The sequence below is a fragment of the Nitratireductor sp. GZWM139 genome (genome assembly GCF_030068685.1).
GTDB lineage: Bacteria > Pseudomonadota > Alphaproteobacteria > Rhizobiales > Rhizobiaceae > Nitratireductor > Nitratireductor aquimarinus.
The window spans coordinates 19,104-35,497 of the sequence record NZ_JAMQML010000019.1 but is presented as its reverse complement, the minus strand read 5'-3'; the positions used below and the strand labels follow the sequence as shown (position 1 = coordinate 35,497).

The following is a 16,394-nucleotide window of genomic DNA, read 5'->3' as shown; positions in this document are numbered from 1 at the left end:
CCAATCGGGTACAAGTAATGCCTTTCCTGCTTGACAGTGCAGGTATGTTATGTACCCTGTGCGGCATGACACACGCGGACATCATCAATCTCTGGCCATCGCTTTCCGAGTTTGCGGACGATCTTTCGGTTGCATACGGGACAGCAAAAGCCATGCGCAGGCGGGCATCGATCCCGCCGATGTATTGGACCTGCATCGTTCGGAAAGCGGGCGAGCGCGGTTTTGAGGGCGTGACGCTTGAGGCTTTGGCCGAGGCCGTGTCCGCAGACGCGGAGACAGCGGCATGAGCGAGCGCCAGCACTATCTCTCCTCCGTTTTGGATCAGCGCGACCTGCTCATGTCTTGGACATTCGGGGCGGTGTTTGGGATCAGCGCCTATGTGCTTCTTGATCTGCTCGGCGCTTCGGACTGGGCTTTGTATCTCATCGTGATGGGGATGTTCTTCGTAATCTTCCTCCTGTTCTCGTCCCTCAGTTCGATGCGCAGGATCGCCTTGGAGGCATGGGACGATGAACTCGACAGGAGTGAGCGTTTCAGAGCGGACATCAACGAGCTTGTTTTCAGCGACCAGTACCAGGTCGGCGGGAACAGAAGCGGGAAGGACACGTGATGCTCTTCTCCGCTGCCCATGGGTCCGTTGATCGACTTGTTTCCCTCCGGGCGCACACGGAGGTCGAGGCAAAGGCGTCGTTTCGGGTTGTATCGATATCGCCTCGTATTTCCTTCGATGGAAACGACGTCCAATTCCATCGGGTCCGCGATGCGGGCGATGGGAGGCCGCAGAACGGCGATTCCCGAAAGCGTGTAGCCCATATTGGACCGGCTTCTGATTGTCAGGCGGGCATGGGACGCGGTTTGGCTGTCCTGATCGATCTTGATGATCGGTGCTTTCTCCCGGCGCATTTCGGCCCGGGTGAGCCTGCTGTCGGCAAGCGCCCACACTCCGGTGACACCACCGAGAACACCACCGACCGCGCCGATGGCTGCCGCCGCGAGCTTTGCGATTTCGATCCAATCCATGCGCCCCTCCAAATTCGGCGCGATCAAAGCACGACATCTTTGCACCTCCAAGAGGTAGCCGCATGACCACCCACCAGACACAAGAACGCCGCGCTTCTCTCCTCCCCAGCGCGGCTACAGCCGAGGGGGCTACCCGGTCCCCCCATGACGCCCCCTCGGCACCCATTCGCGAAGAGACGAATTTCCCCGGCCCGCACTCTCCCACGGTATCCGGCGGCATACCGGGCACACCAAGCAGCGATGCTCTGCGGGCGCAAAAATCTGGCGGGACCGGAATTCCCGTCAGAGGCCGGGACGCCGAAGGCGTTACCCATCACCGCAAATCGCTGCGCGCCGCCAACGAATTCAATGACTCTCCGGCACCCATCCGCAAAGGCTGGACCGCGGAAGATGATCGCCTGATGCGCGAGATGGCGCTGGACGGTCGGTCTGCAACGGATGTGGGGGATGCCCTTGGCCGGTCTCGCAATGCCGTTCTTGGTCGCGCCACCCGTATCGGCGTCAAGTTCTCCGCCACTGGTGGTCCGCGCAAGAGAATGCGCCCGGTGAAGATGCAGCCTGTGCGTCCGGCCAAACCGAAGAGCACTGCAAAGCCGGCCCCGCGCGTCTTCTCTCATGACATTGAGCTCCTGAAAGACAACTGGATCAAAACGCACGGCGCGCCGCGCAGGTTCGAGAAGGGCGAGACGACCGATTACGAAGCGATCAGGGATTACCTGGCTGAGTTCGGCTATCGCGTGACCTATCACCTGATGCGGTACAGCGTCAGCAATGGGCGCGGTCGCCCGAAGCTTCTCACCCGTACCCAGCTGATCGAGCTCTATGACGAGTTCCGCACCGCCGAGGGACGCCCAGCAATTCTTGCGGAGGCGTCATGACCATGCATCTGAACCTAAAATTCACAGTGGCCGATACCGACCTGATGCTCGCGGCTGCGCGGCGCGGTCAGACGCCTGCGCATATTGCGAGAACTGTCCGTTGCGTGACGGGCAAGCCCTGCGCTCCCCATGAGGTTGAGCGCGTTCTGAGAAACGCTGATGTCCCGTTCGCGGAGCAGTCCGCATGACGATCCTCGCCATCTCCCTCTATCTCCTAGGCGTGATTGGCGCGGTGGCCTCTGTAGGCCGGGACGCCTATGGGCGGAATATGCCCACGGGCCTCCGTGAATGGGCAGTTTGCGTTGTCTGGCCTCTGGCGGTTGCCGCCGCCATTGCCATGAGCCCGTTTCAGCGGAGGCGCAAATGACCTCCGCTCACCTTCGAAAAGATCAAGCTGACGCGCATCCGTCTGAGTTTCGCGATTCCGTCGAGTGCGCATCCTTCACCTCTTTCATTCCTGCTTTCGATTTCAAGGGGCCGTTCGCCCCATGGAGGCAGGATGAAACCGCCTTCCACGCAAAGAAACGTACGCGTGAAGGTGTTCCATGTCCGACAAAAGATGTGTCGAGAACGACACAAAACGTGGCGGAGGCGTCATGAGTACCGCTGTTCAACAGAGTGCGAGTTTCCTGAATGCACTCGCCCAGCTTCATCACAGAGGCCGGGGAGATACCTGGGGCGCGGCCCGCGACAGGGCGGCGCATTCGGCAGGGATCGAGCGTTCATATGCCAAGCGAATTTGGGACCGCTGGCAGACCATGAACGATGTGTCGGGCGAGGCGTACATGCGCCTCCGTGCGGCCTACGAGCGCGCTTGCGAGCGCAACGAGGAAGCCGCCCGCTCCATGAGGGCCGAGCGGCTGGGACTTACGGGACAAACCAATGCGGTGGATCAAGAGCGCTCTCTGGAGAGCGTCGGAATGGCTTTGCCTGAAATGGCACCGCCGGAAAGGGAAAAGAGATGACTGAAAAGACCACGCACAACGGCCCTGCAGTCGATGCAGCCGTAGCGCTCAATCTCAGCAAGTTGAAGCGCGAGAAGGAAGCAGTGGAGAGCGCCACGGGCTCTTACCGGGCCACACGCAAGCACGTCGAAGGGAAGGGCATCCACCTCAAGGCTGCCGACCGCGCGCTCCAGATCATCAAGTCCGGCAAGAAGGACGAATACCTCGCCGAAACGGAGAAGGTGATCGAATACCTCTACGCCTTCGGCGACGGTATCGAGGAAGCGCAGATGTCGTTTGACTACCTGCTGAACGGTGCCATGCCGAGCAGCGAGAAAGCCCGCATGCTTGGCCGCAATGCTGGCCTGCGCGGCGATGGTCATGGCGAAAACCCATACGCCCCAGGTTCCGAGCAGTATCAGGAATGGCTTGCCGGTCATGGTGACGGTGCCCGTGAGCGCGCACTGGCTGAGGCCGAAGACAGCGAGACCGAGCTGGTCAAGGGCGATGATGTCGACCCCGAGTTTCCCGACGAAGAGCCCGCGGCAGTCGCCGCCGAGTAGCCGTTGCGTGCCCTGCGCCGCGGCTTAGACGGCGCGCCCCGACAGAGGGTGAATGATGAGAGCCTATTACAACGAGATCGATCCTGCGGCGGCGCACATTCTTCGCGCGCTCATCGAGGAAGGCGTGATTGCGAACGGCGAAGTCGACACGCGTTCAATCAAGGAAGTCGAACCCCATGACCTTGAAGGCTACACGCAATGCCACTTCTTCGCCGGCGGAGGATTGTGGTCAGTCGCAGCTCGACTTGCTGGATGGCCTGACGACGCACCGCTCTGGACCGGTTCTTGCCCCTGTCAGCCGTTCTCGGCGGCCGGCAAAGGGCTCGGAACCGATGATCCAAGGCATTTGTGGCCGGACTTTCATCGCCTCATCAGTGCCTGCCGGCCCGCTGTCGTCATGGGAGAGCAGGTTGCGGGAAAGGCTGGCTATGGTTGGTTCGACGGAGTCCGCGCTGATCTGGCGCGAGAAGACTTCACCGCTCGGGCAATCGATTTCCCGGCTTGCAGTGTCGACGCGCCACACCAACGGAACCGGCTCTACTGGATCGCAGTGGCCGACGATGAAATCGGCGAACGCCGGACCAGACTTCGCGAAGCTAGATCGAAGCAAGACAGGGATATCGTTGCAGACGGCGATGGCGATGGCCGCACAGGTGTCACCCAGGGTGACACCTTCGGCTCGCGACTGGAAGGACAGCGCGGGCATGGCGACGGAAGCAGGCGAAAGGAACCGGATCGACCAGTTGCCGAGGCAGATGGTGCAGCCACCACAAGCGTTCCATCCGACGCCGCTTTCGCTGTCATTCAAGGACAGTCACCAGCCAGGAACGAACCGGACGATCGAAAAGATGCGAGCGTACATGCCGACGCCTACGGTTATCGACGCGACCGGACGGGGCTATCAACGCGACCGGGGTGGGAACGTCTACCCCACGGTGCCCGGCATCCTCAAAGGAACGGCACCTACTGGTCAGACGCAGAATGGATCGCCTGCCACGATGGCAAAGCGCGGCGCGCCCAATCCGGTATTCGCTTTTTGGTTGATGGGCTTCCCGGCCGAGTGGATCTCTGGCGCGTTGGCGGCAATGCAATCGTACCGGAAGCCGCGGCGGAGGTGATCGCGGCATTCATGGATGTCTACGGCGTTCCTGTTTCCACGATGAGGGCCGCAGCATGACCGAGCGCACCCGTTTCATGATCGTGAACTGGACCATCGCCATTGCGGGCATTCTCATCCTTGGCGCGGCTATGTGGGGAGGGGAATGATGCGACTGTTCGACTGGCCATTTGGCGACATCAACCCGCATTCCTTCGATCTGATCATGTGTGATCCTGCTTGGACATTCGAACTGCGCTCGGGGAAGGGCGAAGGCAAGTCTGCGCAGGCGCAATACCGCTGCCAGAGCCTCGATGAGATTAAAGCGTTGCCGGTTCTCGACTTGGCTGCACCGAACGCGCTCCTTTGGCTCTGGGCTACCAATCCAATGCTGCCGCAAGCGCTCGAGGTTCTGAATGCCTGGGGCTTCACCTTCAAGACAGCCGGAGCGTGGGGCAAGACGACGGTCAACGGCAAGCTCGCCTTCCGCACCGGCTACATCTTCCGCAGTGCGCACGAACCCATCCTGATCGGAACGCGGGGTGAGCCGAAAACCACCAAGTCCGTCCGGTCGCTGATCATGGGGCAGGCCAGAGAGCACTCCCGCAAACCGGAAGAAGCTTACCGGGCTGCCGAGCAGTTGATGCCCTGCGCGCGCCGGATCGAGCTTTTCAGCCGCACCAACCGGCCGGGCTGGACGGTTTGGGGCGATGAGGCGGGCAAATTCGGGGAGGCAGTGTGATGGCACTCATTCTCGGACTGGATATCGCGACTTCATGCGGCAGAGCGCTGATCGATCGCAGCGAGCGACCCGCGACATGGAACTGCGATGTGTGGAAATCGGCTGGTGATAATGGTGAGGAGAAGGCCGGGCACCTCGCCATGCAGATGATCCCATATCTAAAGGCGAACAAGCCCGATTTTGTTGCGATTGAGATGCCGCAGCGCAACGTCCAGACGTTTGGTCGCAAGCGTAAGGATATGGCTGGCGAGGCGACAGAAACCACGATCAACCCAAATGCGCTGCAGCTTTCGTCTCTGGCGGGCGCTGCGATTGCCATTCTCGACGCCTATCGCATCCCTTGGGGGCTCATAGCCCCGGTCACATGGCGGAGCGCCTATTTCGGCAAAGGCGTGAAGCCGCAAGGGAAAGATGATTGGAAGGATCTCGCAATCCAGCATGCCCGAATGCAGGGCATTGGTCTTCCCGCAACCAAGGCAGCCCAAAGGGACGCCGCAGAAGCACTTGGCATCGCGGTTTCGTGGGAGCGCTGCACCTTCATTCCAAAGCGTCACCAGCAGGCATTCATGGCCCTGCGCACCGGACAGGCGAGGGCAGCATGAACGCGCACGCTCAGCATTTCCAGAACGCGCTTCCGGATGCCCTTGAGGCCGAACAGGCATTGTTGGGCGCCATCCTGATCAACAATGACGCTTATTGGCGTGTCGCAGGCTTTCTGCAGCCGATGCACTTCCAAGAGAAGCTGCATCAGTTGATCTACGAGACAGCAGGCACGCTAATTGCCGAGGGCCGGGCGGCGAACCCAATCACGATGAAGCCTTATCTGCCGGCTGAACAAGTCGTCGGTGATCTGACGGTTGCTCAGTACCTCGCTCGACTGGCCGTTGAGGCGGTGAACGTCATCAACGCCTATGACTATGGCCGCGCCATCATTGAAATGTGGTCGCGCCATCGGATGATTGGCATCGCTCAAGAGCTGGACGAGATGTCTCGCCACATGCCGGCGAACATCAACCCGGAAAAGATCATCGCGACGATAGTCGACCAGCTTTCTCACGTCGCTCGAGAAGGCAATGAGCGCGCCTCGTCTCTCAAATATGGCGTGGTGCTTCCCCGCGCTGTAGACCGGGCAGCCAAAGACAGCGGTGATCATGCTTCTCGCATCCCGTGGTTCTTGCCTGAGATCACCGAGGCGCTTGGGGATATGAGGCGTGGGAACCTGATCGGTCTTATGTCGGACAGCGGCGGCGGCAAGACATCGTTCTCGCTGCAACAGCTTCGTTTCGCGGCGGAGCGCGGATACCGATCCGCTTTGTTCTCCATCGAAATCAGTGAAGAAGAGGCGGCGCTCCAAGCTGCTGCGCAAAAGGCCCGCATTCCTCTTGGGCGTCTGGACGCTTTCAATCTCAACAGCCGAGAGAAAGAGGAAATCGAGCGGGAAATGGCTGACTCGACAGACCTCCCTTTCCATATCGTTGGCTTCGGCGATTGCACGCTTTCCGATATCCGGGTGAAACTGGAAGGGCTGGTGAAAAGCCAGGGGCTGGATCTGGTGTTCATCGACCACGCGAAGATGATCGGTTTGCCGAACCCCAGAGACATCTTCGCCGAACGGATCAACGCACTGTATCGCGGTCTCAAGGCTATGGCGAAGTCGCTGAACGTCGCCATCGTAATCCTGATCCAGCGAAACGATGAGTGGAAGAAGAGGTTCCAGTCCGGCGGCAGCCTGCGGCCTGTCATGGGAGATGCCTATGGCGGCAGTTCGATCAAGCAACACCTCGACGTGTGGTTTTCGATCTATCGTCCTGAACCGCTCTATCGCGAATTGATACCGTCGATGCCGACTGAGCGCGTTCGGGAAGGGGAACTCACCAAAAAGCAGATCATGATCCAGAAATTGGAAGCATCGAAAGGCAAGGCCGCGATCATCAACCACAAGCGCCGGCGCGGCGAACCCGGACGCTGCCCTGAGATCAAATTCGAGGGCGAATACACGATGTTCTCTTCCTTGGTGGAGGACACGGCTCCCGGTTTTGATTTCGATGAAGGAGCGGCGCTTTGAACCAGTCGACCGCATTTGCCAAAGAGACCATGCGCGGGTTCGTGGGCTATTTCCAGCTTGCGTGGCGGTCAGAGGCGTTTGCCGTCCGCACCAAGCGCGATGGCGAGATCCGCTACTTCGACACCGCCGGCGAGGCCGAGCTTGCCGCATGGAGGATCAAGCACAAGATCGAGGACCTGAAGCTTGTGCGCGGCGGGGAGACGATCTCCAGCCATCAGGCGGCCGCCGACGCGCTGTTCCCGACGCTCGTCAGGCAGAAGGGATCGAGCCGCTACACGAAGGTTGAAACGGTCAGGAGGCGCGCGTGATTGACTATCGCATGATCGATCCGCGCGTCATCGACCTATGCCGGGAGTTCAACGTCGAGATCATCCCCGGCACCCGATACCCGGAGGTCGGCCAGACCCGCGCGCCGGACACCCTTCGGCGGATCATCGACCGCTACGGCATCGAGCATGCCCGCATGGTGATGACCACGATCATCGAGGCCGGCAACAACAAGCTCCTCTTGGACAAGGAGGGCTTCTGGATGGTCTCGGACATGGTGAGGGCCTGTCAGGGCATCATCGAACGTGACGCAAGCGCATGGCTTGAGACCTGGGACATGATCCCCGGCGGTGAACTGCAGTTTGTGGCGCAGGAACTCAGGAGCGTTGTCCCGACACGATTTGCCCTTGGCGGGATGGTCTATGAGCGCTTGTTCCGCCGTTTCGGTCCGAACTCGGATCAACTCGACATGCTGGATGATCGTCGGAGGATCACATGAACATCGAAGAGATCGCAGAGCGCCTTATCAGGGCGGCGGAGATCGAGAACGTGGGCAACCGCGTCGGGCCGGCCCCGCTGCGCGCCCAGCAGCTCCCCTACGTCCATTCCGACGACGACATGAGGAATTGGGGCCACAGGCGAGGGGAGCGCCGCAGCCGCGATCCTCTGGCCAACGCCTGCCGTCTTCTCCGTGAGGATGAGGACGCCCATGCGCTCTATCGGCGGGAGTTCTTCGAGAAAGCTGAATACACGGCGCGTGACATCTCGGAGGCCGAGGAGGCGCAGGGCTGGTATGCGCTGGTCGACAACGAGGCCAATAGAGCCGCGCTCGCTGCCTGGGTGCGCTGCATGGTCGACCACAAGCGGCTATTCTTTAAGGACTGGTGCGCCGGTCAGGACATCACACCGAAGACAGGAAGGGCGCGGAAAAATCGCGCTCTTTCGTCAATTCTTGCACATCTGGCTCGCAGGGGTGTGCAGAATTGCAATAGCGCCCAATTCGAGGGGTTCCCTGTTCCCCCGGAAAACGGGCATATTGAGCCCAACATCGAAGACGAGCGCGCTGAGAAAAGAGGCGTCACGTCATGGGCCTCAGACGAGGCGTTCACCAGCTACTTCTCAAACGATCCAGCGGACTTCTCCTGGTCTGATCGGCGCAACGAGCGCCGGCGGCAGCGTGAAGCCAAGAAGCGGAAGCAGGAAGCGGCTTAGACCAAACTTGGAACAATCGAACGGCTCACGACTTGCCCCCACATTCATGGAGAGATGTGGAGGAGAGAATGAGCTATGTCCGCTTCGGCGCAATGATCGCCACTTCGACGCTCGTCATGTTCGGGCTCATGTACCTCAACACGTACGCTTTCGATCATATCTGGTTCAGCCAAACACGTGCTTGGATGGCCCTCCTGATGGGCGCAACCATGGCCGTGGTGATGCTCTCGTTCATGTGGGCCATGTACAGCAGCCGAACTGCAAACATCGGTATTCTGGCAGCCGGTGCTGTCGCGTTTGCCCTGTCGCTCTGGCTGGTGCGCAGTCAGGAGACGGTCGATGACGTCTCCTACATGAAGGCGATGATCCCGCATCACTCGATCGCCATTCTGACGAGTGAAAGGGCGCACATCAAAGACCCGCGCGTTCGCGAATTGGCCGATGAGATCATCGAGGCGCAGGTGCGCGAAATTGGTGAGATGAAGGCGTTGATCGCGGATCTTGAGAAAAACCCTGTACCGGATGGCGCGCCCGATTTGCCGGCGCGGTCCACAGACGAGGGATTGGCTTCAACAGCACCGTAGAGCAGTGGTAGCTCGCTAGGCTCATAACCTGGAGGTCGCGCGTTCGATCCGCGCCGGTGCAACCACCGATCACAACTTGGAACCTGGCACTCCGCGATACGTTTTCAGTGCAGCACACCAACCACCACAGGAGGTGATGATGCGCACTCGAACGTACATGACAGGGATGCTGGCGCTTCCGATCAACGCCATGCTCTTCGGAGCGGGAGCCGTGCTGGTTCTCTCAATCCCGGCGCTGTTCTCGATGGCTGAATATCTGCTGCCGGCTGTGATCGTGACTAGTATCGCGTTGACCGTCCCGCTGGCGTGGTGGCTCGCCCCTATGCTGAGGTCTCGCAATCACTATCCCGAGTTCAATCGGAAAGGGTAGCTGGTGCGAGGGCAGGGACGGCAGGCTTCAGAGGGTGTCCCGTTCCGGCTCTTGTGAGCTTTTCTGGGACAGGACGTAGAAGAGCACAGGAGCGATGATGACGGTGATCAGGATGGATCGCACAATGGTCGCGGCCATCGAATGGTGATCATCGAAGAACATCACGGTTATGGCGGCCGCTACGTGCACCAGACCGGCAATAAGGAAGCCAAGGAGAATTGCCCTCCATGCTAGTACCAGCATAGGTTTAAGTTCCTGTGTTTATTAGGTGTGTCGCAACATAGCCTAATAAACGGCGAACAAATGCTCACCCACTGCGACATAAGCTCACGGTGGTGGTGATGATGCTTCAGATGAGAATGGATCAGAACGCCCCGGCCTTGCGCTGGGGCTTCTCGTATGTGGAGACCTGGCATGCCGCAGCTTGTCGAACAGAAGGTGGATATCGGCCGGGACGCATACGGCCGACGCGTAACCGCCACCCGGAAGCGCACTTACGACGGCAAGACGGTGTGGGACATTTGCAGCGAGCCGATGGACCAACGCGACGAGGGTGAGCGCATGTCCGGTCTGTCTGATGAGAATGTCCGCGGAATGGTGCAGGCGCTTGATCTTATCAAGGGGTGATTAGATGGAGTGGCAGCCGATCAGAAGTTCGCCGAAATCTTGAAAAGGCCTACGCCAAAAAGGAAGTATGAGAGGGTGATTGTGGCGACCGCGATCCAGTTGATTATCAGCGCCCACAATACCTTTCTTTTGGAACTTGGCGTTGAACGAATGTGAGGATGCTCGAAGTGTCTACTCATATCGGCGGCCGCACCGGCATAGAGGCTATTGCATAGGTACGCCAACCCTGAAGTGAGAGCGGCTAAAAGTGCGCCAACAGCGAACCAACGCAGGCCGATCTTCGCAGCGACCGTCATTGGGTGAGACACGTTACTGCTGTCTCCGCCGATCACAGAAGCAAGGAAACCAAGTATCGCAATGCATGCCGCGCCGTTTAGAATTAGAGCGGCACGTATTGCCTCTTTAGAATCTGCAATGGACGCCTTCATGATCTCGGTTTGCAATTCATCCTGGCGATCAAAAGCGCGTTCAGCCCATTTGTGTTCGTCGCTCACCGTGCACCCATGTCTGTTCTGAAGAACTCTCGCCACGAAACCTTTGCGCAAGCACTTGCAAAGGGCAAGAGCGCTGCTGAGGCCTATGTGGATGCTGGGTACAAGCCGAGCCGATCTGCTGCATCGCGCTTGTCAACAAATGTGAACGTGCAGCGTCGGGTGTCTGAGCTGCAAGGAAAAGCAGCCGAGAAAGCCGAATGGAGCGCCGCTGAGAGGCTTTCGAGCCTAAAGTCGATCCATGACCGCACCAACGAGGCCGACCCGCGTGTGGCGATCTCAGCCATTGGCGAGGCAAACAAGATGCAGGGCAGTCACGCTGCCGCCAAGCATCAGCTTTCCGGCACGGTTCAGGTTGTCACGATCACTGCAAAGCATCTGGATGGGTTGAACGACGATGAACTTGCCGCTCTCGAAGCAGCATATCCCGTTCTCCAGAAGCTCGGGCTAATTGGAAGCGATCAGGGCGCAGCGGCAGACGCGGGAAGCGAACCGGACGATTGATGCAGAGGCAGAAGCGGCCGGTGTGTCGCTGTCGGCCTATATTCGCGGTGCATGGCATGTTCTGGAGCCGGGCAGGGCGTATCGCCATGGGTGGCATATCGATGCGATCTCGGATCATCTCGGCGCCGTCACCAATGACCAGATCAACCGACTGATCATCAACGTGCCGCCGGGCACCATGAAGTCGCTGGCGGTCGGCGTGTTCTGGCCGACCTGGGAATGGGGACCGCTCAACAAGCCCCACCTGCGGACACTGGCGACCTCCTACAAGGAGAGCCTTGCCAAGCGCGACAACATCAAGGCGCGCCGACTGGTGCAATCAGACTGGTTCCGAGACCGGTGGGGCCAGAATTTCGATCTGATGCCAGATCAGAACTCGACGCTGAAGTTCGAGAATGACAAGTCCGGCTTCCGGGCCGCGATGGCCTTCAAATCGCTGACGGGCGAGCGCGGCGACCGGGTGATCATCGATGACCCGCTGTCAGTCGATCAGGCCAAGTCGGACGCTGAGCGCCTTAATGCGCAGGAGACGTTTCTGGAGGCAGTGCCGAACCGTCTCAGCGATCCTGAGATGTCGGCCATTGTTCTGGTCATGCAGCGCCTGCACGAAGGCGACACGACCGGTATCGCGCTGGCAAAGAACCTTGGCTACGAGCATTTGATGCTCCCGATGGAGTTTGAGCCCGACCGGTGCTGTTACACCGCGGTGAAGCCGAGCCACATGGAGGCCGAGCCCGTCGAGGGGCGCTACGATGCGCTCAAGCAGGTCTGGTATCTGGAAGGCTCCGAGGTTCCCGAAGGGCGGAAAGAATACGTCGACAAGGCCGAGACCAAGACTGTCTATCGGCAGGACCGGCGAACGACTGAAGGGGAATTGCTGTTCGAGGAGCGCTTTCCTCGCACCGTGGTCGAGCGCGACAAGGTTTCTCTCGGGTCCGTGGGGCATGCGGGGCAGAACCAGCAGCGCCCGGCACCGCGTGGTGGCGGCTTGTTCAAACGGAGCTATTTCAAGCCCATCAAGGCCATTCCTGCGGGAACGCGGTTCGTCCGGGGCTGGGACTTGGCGGCAACCGATGACAATCCGGATGCGGCGCGAACGGCGGGCGTGAAGATCGGGCAAATGCCTGACGGGCGTTTCGTCATCGCGCATTGCGTGGCTGAACATGCTTCGCCTGCACGTGTTCGCACCCTGATTGGCAATACGGCTGATCTGGACGATGCGAACGGCGAGCGCTGCCGCGTCTCGCTCCCGAAAGATCCGGGGCAGGCCGGCAAGGATCAGGCGCAGCAGCTTGTGGCAATGCTCGCCGGCCATGTGGTCAGCGCCACGCCTGAAAGCGGGGACAAGGTGACGAGAGCCGAGCCGTTGGCCGCTCAATGCGAGGCGGGGAACGTCGATATCCTCGAAGGCGCATGGAACGACATGTTCCTTGACGAAGTGGAGGTGTTCCCGGCGGGCAAGCTGAAAGACATCGTGGATGCAGCTTCGCGCGCGTTCAATGACCTGGTGGGCAGGGCCGCACCGAAACTGCAGATAGGTAGCTACTGATGGCAGACACGACCAGCACGCCGCCGAACAATACCAGTTCGGACTACGACGCCATGCTGCCTTACTGGACCATGATTGACGATATCATGGGCGGTGCAAAGACCATGCGGGCGGCCAAGGAGCGCTATCTCCCGCGCTTCGAGAAGGAAGACAGGGAGGAATACGAGGAGCGCGTTAAAACAGCGCCGTGGACGCCGCTCTATTCCGATGCGTTCCGCAACCTGGCATCCAAGCCCTTCAACAAGGAGCTTGCGCTGGATGAGAAAGCGCACGACGACCTGAAGACGCTTTCTGAGAACATCGATGCGGCCGGCAACCATATTCACGTCTTCGCCCGCAAGGTGTTCGAAGCGGGCATCAACAACGCGATTGACTGGATCTGGATCGGCCACACAGACGTGCCCGAAGGCGCATCCGTCGCGACCAGAAAGGCGCTCAAAGCCCGACCCTACTGGACCCGCATTCCGGCAAAGCGAATGCTGGCGGTCTACGAAGACGTGGTAGAGGGCGAGGTGCTTATCGTCCATGCCCGCTTTGATGAGAGCATCAAGCGCCGCGTTGGCTTTGGCGAAGAGACGATAGAGCGCGTTCGGGTTCTCGACCGGGAGCGCATCGAGACGGTTGAAAACGGCGTCACAAAGGTCAGGTACGGCCAGCCGACATATCAGCTCTGGGAGCGCAAGGAAGTCAAAGGGCGCCGGTCTGCAAGCTGGGCAGTGATCGAGGAAGGCCGCATCTCCATCGATGTGATCCCACTCGTTCCTTTCGTGGTTGGTGATCGGGAAGACGGTTCTTTCGAAATCCGTCCGCCTCTGCGCGATCTGGCTTACATGCAGATCACCGAGTTCCAGATGGAGAGTGATCGCAAGCGGGTTCAGACCATGACCGCTTTTCCGGTCTCGGTTTTCAGGGGTGTGGAAGCGCCGGACGATGGCGAAAAGGTCACGCTTGGCCCGCGCGCCGCGTTCTTCTTTCCCCCGGCCGGTGAGGGCGGCCAGCTTGGCGATTTCAAGTTCGCGGAGCCTTCAGGCGCGGCCGGGACCATGCTTCGGGAAGACCTGACCGAGTTCCGGCGCGAAATGCGCGAGGCGGGAATGCAGCCGCTCACCAAGTTCTCCGGCAGCCTGACCGCGACCGAAGTCATGGTGAACGACGCCAAGGCGCACTCCGCAGTGGAGATGTGGGCGCTGGCGCTCAAGGATGCGCTGGAACAGGCGTTCGTCATCACCTGCAAATGGTTAGGGCTCTCCGAAAAGGACCACCCGAACGTCAAGGTCAACACTGACTTTGCAATCGGCGCGCAGACCGCCGAGGAAATGGGTCTCATCATCCAGATGTACGAAAAGGGGCTGATCTCCGCCGACCAGGTGATTGATGAGGCCCTGCGCCGCAACATCATCGGGCCGGACTACGACCGCGACGAAGATCTCAAGCGGATCATCGAGCAGATCACGGAGGCGGTGGAGGATCAGCAAGCCGCCATGCCGCCCGGCGATCAGAGCGATGATGAAGAGGAAGACCAGACAGACGCCGCCTGAGAGCGGCTTTTTTATTGCCCGCCGTTCGGATGAGCGCGGGCGCAATGGGGCAGGATTGCCCGTTCAATGGCCGGATGGCCGGAAGGTGAAGCATGAAACTGAAGCTGGACGAAAACGGCAATGCGGTTCTGGAAGACGGCAAGCCCGTCTATGTGAAGGATGACGGCAAGGAAGTCGCGGTCGATGTGCCGGGCACCGTTGCCACGATCTCGCGTCTGAATGCCGAAGCGAAATCCCACCGGGAGGCCAAGGAAGCCGCCGAGGGCAAGCTGAAGGGCTTCGAGGGCATCGAAGACGCTGCGGCCGCTCGCAAGGCGCTGGAGACCGTGAAGAACCTTGATCAGAAGAAGCTGGTGGATGCCGGCGAGATCGAAACCGTCAAGGCCGAGATCAGCAAGGCGTATGAAACCCAGCTGGCCGAGGCGAACACGGCGCGCGAGAAGGCCGAAAGCGCTCTCTATCAGGAGAAGATTGGCGGCTCCTTCGCCCGGTCCAAGTTCATCGGCGAGAAGCTGACGGTTCCGGTCCCGATGGTGGAGAAGACGTTCGGCGACAACTTCGCAATCGAAGAAGGCAAGATCGTCGCCACCGACAAGAACGGCAACCGCATCTATTCCACGTCGCGCCCCGGCGAACTGGCTGACTTCGATGAAGCGCTGGAAGTGCTGGTCGATCAGTTCGAATACAAGGACACCATCCTCAAGGCTAAGTCTGCCAGCGGCGGCGATATCGAGCGCGGCGGCGGCAAGGGGCAGGGCGTCTCCAAGGGAAACATGGGCGGCAACCGCCAAGAGCGCACGGCGGCCATTGCCGCGAAATACCCGGATCTGGCGCAGGGCTGAGGCCCGCGTCACGACTTGCTGCCCGCTCGGATGAGTGGCGGCGCATAGGGGCGGATGCCTCACGCAACGGGCTGCGATGTGCCAGCCAACTCAACCGAAATCAGCATAGGACAAAACCATGTCTCTCTCTCAGATGCAGGTGTTCAACAAATACTTCGCCCCCGCGATCATCGAGACGCTGGCTCAGATGGTGGATCAGTTCAACGCCGCTTCCAACGGCTCGATCCGTCTCACCACCGAGGGCTTCGACGGCGATTTCCTTCAGGAGTCGTTCTTCGCCTCGATCCATGCCGCTCAGCGCCGTGTTGATCGCTACTCGGCCAACAGCGCGCAGGCGGCAACCGATCTGACCCAGGTCAAGCATTCCTCGGTGAAGATCGCGGGTGGCTTCGGCCCAATCGTCTACGAGCCTTCGCAGATGACTTGGCTCGAAAAGCCGACTGCCGAGGGCATCGAGGTGGCATCCCGAAACTTCGCCGAAGCCATGATGGCTGATCAGCTCAACACGGCGATTGCCGCGCTTGTGGCCGCGATCTCCAATCAGGCAGATGCTACCAGCGACGTTTCGGCAACGGATGGCGTCTCCTATGTGGCGATGAACTCGGCGCATGCGAAGTTCGGTGATCACTCCGGTAATCTGATCGCCCAGGTGATGAACGGCACTGCCTATCACAAGCTGATCGGCAACAACCTCACCAACACGCAGCAGCTCTTTCAGGCCCAGAACGTCCGCGTCGTGGATATTCTCGGCAAGGCTGTGGTGGTGACGGATGCTCCGGCGCTCTACGAGGCCGGCACGCCGAACAAGCTCAAGGTGCTGTCTCTCGCCGAGGGCGCTGCAACGGTCATGGATGGTGGCGATGTCATCACCAATATCGAGACGGGCAACGGCAAGAAGCGCATCGAGACCTCCCTCCAGATGGACTACAGCTTTGGTCTCGGCCTGCGCGGGTATACCTGGGATGAGGCCAGCGGCGGCAAGTCTCCGTCTGATGCGGCGCTCGCGACCGGTGCCAACTGGGACCGCACGGCTTCCAGCGTGAAGCACACGGCAGGGACGATCACGATTGCCGATGCCGACAAGTAAGTGATTGGGGCGGGC

At 60.1% G+C, this 16,394-nt stretch carries 23 protein-coding genes and 1 tRNA gene; 21 read left to right on the top strand and 3 right to left on the bottom strand.

Going from position 1 to position 16,394, the window contains the following annotated elements; all coding sequences use genetic code 11:
* Positions 1-65 precede the first annotated feature (65 nt).
* The gene (locus NDI72_RS19215) at positions 66-287 is read left to right on the top strand and encodes a hypothetical protein (RefSeq protein ID WP_206993646.1); all 222 of its coding nucleotides are present in this window, start codon (positions 66-68) and stop codon (positions 285-287) included.
* Between the two features lie 88 nt (positions 288-375).
* Here NDI72_RS19215 and NDI72_RS19210 read toward each other — a convergent pair whose 3' ends face one another.
* Positions 376-1,020, bottom strand: coding sequence for a hypothetical protein (locus tag NDI72_RS19210; RefSeq protein ID WP_283801461.1), 645 nt, complete (start codon positions 1,018-1,020; stop codon positions 376-378).
* A 62-nt stretch (positions 1,021-1,082) separates the two neighbouring features.
* Here NDI72_RS19210 and NDI72_RS19205 point away from each other — a divergent pair, with 62 nt between their 5' ends.
* From NDI72_RS19205 to NDI72_RS19140, 14 genes are all read left to right on the top strand, one after another.
* Positions 1,083-1,898 carry a GcrA family cell cycle regulator gene (locus NDI72_RS19205; RefSeq protein WP_283801460.1) on the top strand — a complete coding sequence of 272 codons (816 nt, stop codon included), beginning with the start codon at positions 1,083-1,085 and terminating at the stop codon, positions 1,896-1,898.
* Entirely contained in the window at positions 1,895-2,086 is a 192-nt protein-coding gene (locus tag NDI72_RS19200; protein WP_283801458.1) for a hypothetical protein, read from the top strand. The genes NDI72_RS19205 and NDI72_RS19200 overlap by 4 nt, the downstream gene beginning before the upstream one ends.
* 357 nt (positions 2,087-2,443) lie before the next feature.
* Positions 2,444-2,863: a hypothetical protein gene (locus NDI72_RS19195; RefSeq protein ID WP_283801456.1), complete on the top strand. Its 420-nt coding sequence runs from the start codon at positions 2,444-2,446 to the stop codon at positions 2,861-2,863.
* Positions 2,860-3,405: a hypothetical protein gene (locus NDI72_RS19190; RefSeq protein WP_283801454.1), complete on the top strand. Its 546-nt coding sequence runs from the start codon at positions 2,860-2,862 to the stop codon at positions 3,403-3,405. The genes NDI72_RS19195 and NDI72_RS19190 overlap by 4 nt, the downstream gene beginning before the upstream one ends.
* 52 nt (positions 3,406-3,457) lie before the next feature.
* Positions 3,458-4,582, top strand: coding sequence for a DNA cytosine methyltransferase (locus NDI72_RS19185; RefSeq protein ID WP_283801453.1), 1,125 nt, complete (start codon positions 3,458-3,460; stop codon positions 4,580-4,582).
* A gap of 88 nt (positions 4,583-4,670) precedes the next feature.
* Positions 4,671-5,243, top strand: a complete 573-nt coding sequence (locus NDI72_RS19180; protein ID WP_283801507.1) for an MT-A70 family methyltransferase — start codon at positions 4,671-4,673, stop codon at positions 5,241-5,243.
* The gene (locus NDI72_RS19175; RefSeq protein WP_283801452.1) at positions 5,243-5,845 is read left to right on the top strand and encodes a RuvC family protein; all 603 of its coding nucleotides are present in this window, start codon (positions 5,243-5,245) and stop codon (positions 5,843-5,845) included. Before NDI72_RS19180 ends, NDI72_RS19175 begins: the two co-directional genes overlap by 1 nt.
* Complete coding sequence (locus NDI72_RS19170) at positions 5,842-7,308, top strand: DnaB-like helicase C-terminal domain-containing protein (RefSeq protein WP_283801451.1); 1,467 nt, start codon at positions 5,842-5,844, stop codon at positions 7,306-7,308. The genes NDI72_RS19175 and NDI72_RS19170 overlap by 4 nt, the downstream gene beginning before the upstream one ends.
* Entirely contained in the window at positions 7,305-7,616 is a 312-nt protein-coding gene (locus NDI72_RS19165) for a hypothetical protein (RefSeq protein WP_206993635.1), read from the top strand. The genes NDI72_RS19170 and NDI72_RS19165 overlap by 4 nt, the downstream gene beginning before the upstream one ends.
* A complete protein-coding gene (locus tag NDI72_RS19160; protein ID WP_283801450.1) occupies positions 7,613-8,074 on the top strand; it encodes a hypothetical protein in 462 nt (153 codons plus the stop codon). Before NDI72_RS19165 ends, NDI72_RS19160 begins: the two co-directional genes overlap by 4 nt.
* Positions 8,071-8,787: a hypothetical protein gene (locus NDI72_RS19155; protein ID WP_283801449.1), complete on the top strand. Its 717-nt coding sequence runs from the start codon at positions 8,071-8,073 to the stop codon at positions 8,785-8,787. The genes NDI72_RS19160 and NDI72_RS19155 overlap by 4 nt, the downstream gene beginning before the upstream one ends.
* Positions 8,788-8,855: 68 nt before the next feature.
* Entirely contained in the window at positions 8,856-9,371 is a 516-nt protein-coding gene (locus tag NDI72_RS19150; protein WP_283801448.1) for a DUF305 domain-containing protein, read from the top strand.
* Positions 9,362-9,436, top strand: a tRNA-Met gene (locus tag NDI72_RS19145). The genes NDI72_RS19150 and NDI72_RS19145 overlap by 10 nt, the downstream gene beginning before the upstream one ends.
* A gap of 74 nt (positions 9,437-9,510) precedes the next feature.
* Positions 9,511-9,741, top strand: a complete 231-nt coding sequence (locus tag NDI72_RS19140) for a hypothetical protein (RefSeq protein WP_283801447.1) — start codon at positions 9,511-9,513, stop codon at positions 9,739-9,741.
* Between the two features lie 27 nt (positions 9,742-9,768).
* Here the strand turns inward: NDI72_RS19140 and NDI72_RS19135 are convergent, their stop codons facing one another.
* Positions 9,769-9,984, bottom strand: coding sequence for a hypothetical protein (locus NDI72_RS19135; RefSeq protein WP_206549359.1), 216 nt, complete (start codon positions 9,982-9,984; stop codon positions 9,769-9,771).
* 171 nt (positions 9,985-10,155) lie between these two features.
* Between NDI72_RS19135 and NDI72_RS19130 the strand changes: the two genes are divergently transcribed.
* The gene (locus NDI72_RS19130; RefSeq protein WP_283801445.1) at positions 10,156-10,368 is read left to right on the top strand and encodes a hypothetical protein; all 213 of its coding nucleotides are present in this window, start codon (positions 10,156-10,158) and stop codon (positions 10,366-10,368) included.
* A gap of 20 nt (positions 10,369-10,388) precedes the next feature.
* On the opposite strand, the gene NDI72_RS19125 is transcribed toward NDI72_RS19130, so the two are convergent.
* Entirely contained in the window at positions 10,389-10,796 is a 408-nt protein-coding gene (locus NDI72_RS19125; protein WP_283801444.1) for a hypothetical protein, read from the bottom strand.
* 9 nt (positions 10,797-10,805) lie between these two features.
* Between NDI72_RS19125 and NDI72_RS19120 the strand changes: the two genes are divergently transcribed.
* From NDI72_RS19120 to NDI72_RS19100, 5 genes are all read left to right on the top strand, one after another.
* Positions 10,806-11,363 carry a terminase small subunit gene (locus tag NDI72_RS19120; protein WP_283801442.1) on the top strand — a complete coding sequence of 186 codons (558 nt, stop codon included), beginning with the start codon at positions 10,806-10,808 and terminating at the stop codon, positions 11,361-11,363.
* Positions 11,311-12,912 (top strand): phage terminase large subunit, encoded by a 1,602-nt coding sequence (gene terL, locus NDI72_RS19115; protein WP_283801440.1) that lies wholly within the window; start codon positions 11,311-11,313, stop codon positions 12,910-12,912. The genes NDI72_RS19120 and terL overlap by 53 nt, the downstream gene beginning before the upstream one ends.
* Positions 12,912-14,450: a DUF4055 domain-containing protein gene (locus tag NDI72_RS19110; RefSeq protein ID WP_283801439.1), complete on the top strand. Its 1,539-nt coding sequence runs from the start codon at positions 12,912-12,914 to the stop codon at positions 14,448-14,450. Before terL ends, NDI72_RS19110 begins: the two co-directional genes overlap by 1 nt.
* A 92-nt stretch (positions 14,451-14,542) precedes the next feature.
* Positions 14,543-15,292 carry a DUF6651 domain-containing protein gene (locus NDI72_RS19105; protein ID WP_283801437.1) on the top strand — a complete coding sequence of 250 codons (750 nt, stop codon included), beginning with the start codon at positions 14,543-14,545 and terminating at the stop codon, positions 15,290-15,292.
* Positions 15,293-15,410: 118 nt separating this feature from the next.
* Complete coding sequence (locus NDI72_RS19100; protein ID WP_283801436.1) at positions 15,411-16,379, top strand: major capsid protein; 969 nt, start codon at positions 15,411-15,413, stop codon at positions 16,377-16,379.
* Positions 16,380-16,394: the final 15 nt, after the last annotated feature.

Bases quoted from the DNA above. Each gene is read 5' to 3' on its own strand.
- NDI72_RS19205 (WP_283801460.1), top strand. From the start codon at position 1,083: ATGACCACCCACCAGACACAAGAACGCCGCGCTTCTCTCCTCCCCAGC.
- NDI72_RS19100 (WP_283801436.1), top strand. From the start codon at position 15,411: ATGTCTCTCTCTCAGATGCAGGTGTTCAACAAATACTTCGCCCCCGCG.
- NDI72_RS19135 (WP_206549359.1), bottom strand. From the start codon at position 9,984: ATGCTGGTACTAGCATGGAGGGCAATTCTCCTTGGCTTCCTTATTGCC.
- NDI72_RS19125 (WP_283801444.1), bottom strand. From the start codon at position 10,796: ATGAAGGCGTCCATTGCAGATTCTAAAGAGGCAATACGTGCCGCTCTA.
- NDI72_RS19105 (WP_283801437.1), top strand. From the start codon at position 14,543: ATGAAACTGAAGCTGGACGAAAACGGCAATGCGGTTCTGGAAGACGGC.
- NDI72_RS19110 (WP_283801439.1), top strand. From the start codon at position 12,912: ATGGCAGACACGACCAGCACGCCGCCGAACAATACCAGTTCGGACTAC.
- NDI72_RS19190 (WP_283801454.1), top strand. From the start codon at position 2,860: ATGACTGAAAAGACCACGCACAACGGCCCTGCAGTCGATGCAGCCGTA.
- NDI72_RS19155 (WP_283801449.1), top strand. From the start codon at position 8,071: ATGAACATCGAAGAGATCGCAGAGCGCCTTATCAGGGCGGCGGAGATC.
- NDI72_RS19200 (WP_283801458.1), top strand. From the start codon at position 1,895: ATGACCATGCATCTGAACCTAAAATTCACAGTGGCCGATACCGACCTG.
- NDI72_RS19175 (WP_283801452.1), top strand. From the start codon at position 5,243: ATGGCACTCATTCTCGGACTGGATATCGCGACTTCATGCGGCAGAGCG.
- NDI72_RS19140 (WP_283801447.1), top strand. From the start codon at position 9,511: ATGCGCACTCGAACGTACATGACAGGGATGCTGGCGCTTCCGATCAAC.
- NDI72_RS19170 (WP_283801451.1), top strand. From the start codon at position 5,842: ATGAACGCGCACGCTCAGCATTTCCAGAACGCGCTTCCGGATGCCCTT.
- NDI72_RS19210 (WP_283801461.1), bottom strand. From the start codon at position 1,020: ATGGATTGGATCGAAATCGCAAAGCTCGCGGCGGCAGCCATCGGCGCG.
- NDI72_RS19130 (WP_283801445.1), top strand. From the start codon at position 10,156: ATGCCGCAGCTTGTCGAACAGAAGGTGGATATCGGCCGGGACGCATAC.
- NDI72_RS19215 (WP_206993646.1), top strand. From the start codon at position 66: ATGACACACGCGGACATCATCAATCTCTGGCCATCGCTTTCCGAGTTT.
- NDI72_RS19195 (WP_283801456.1), top strand. From the start codon at position 2,444: ATGTCCGACAAAAGATGTGTCGAGAACGACACAAAACGTGGCGGAGGC.
- NDI72_RS19180 (WP_283801507.1), top strand. From the start codon at position 4,671: ATGCGACTGTTCGACTGGCCATTTGGCGACATCAACCCGCATTCCTTC.
- NDI72_RS19185 (WP_283801453.1), top strand. From the start codon at position 3,458: ATGATGAGAGCCTATTACAACGAGATCGATCCTGCGGCGGCGCACATT.
- NDI72_RS19150 (WP_283801448.1), top strand. From the start codon at position 8,856: ATGAGCTATGTCCGCTTCGGCGCAATGATCGCCACTTCGACGCTCGTC.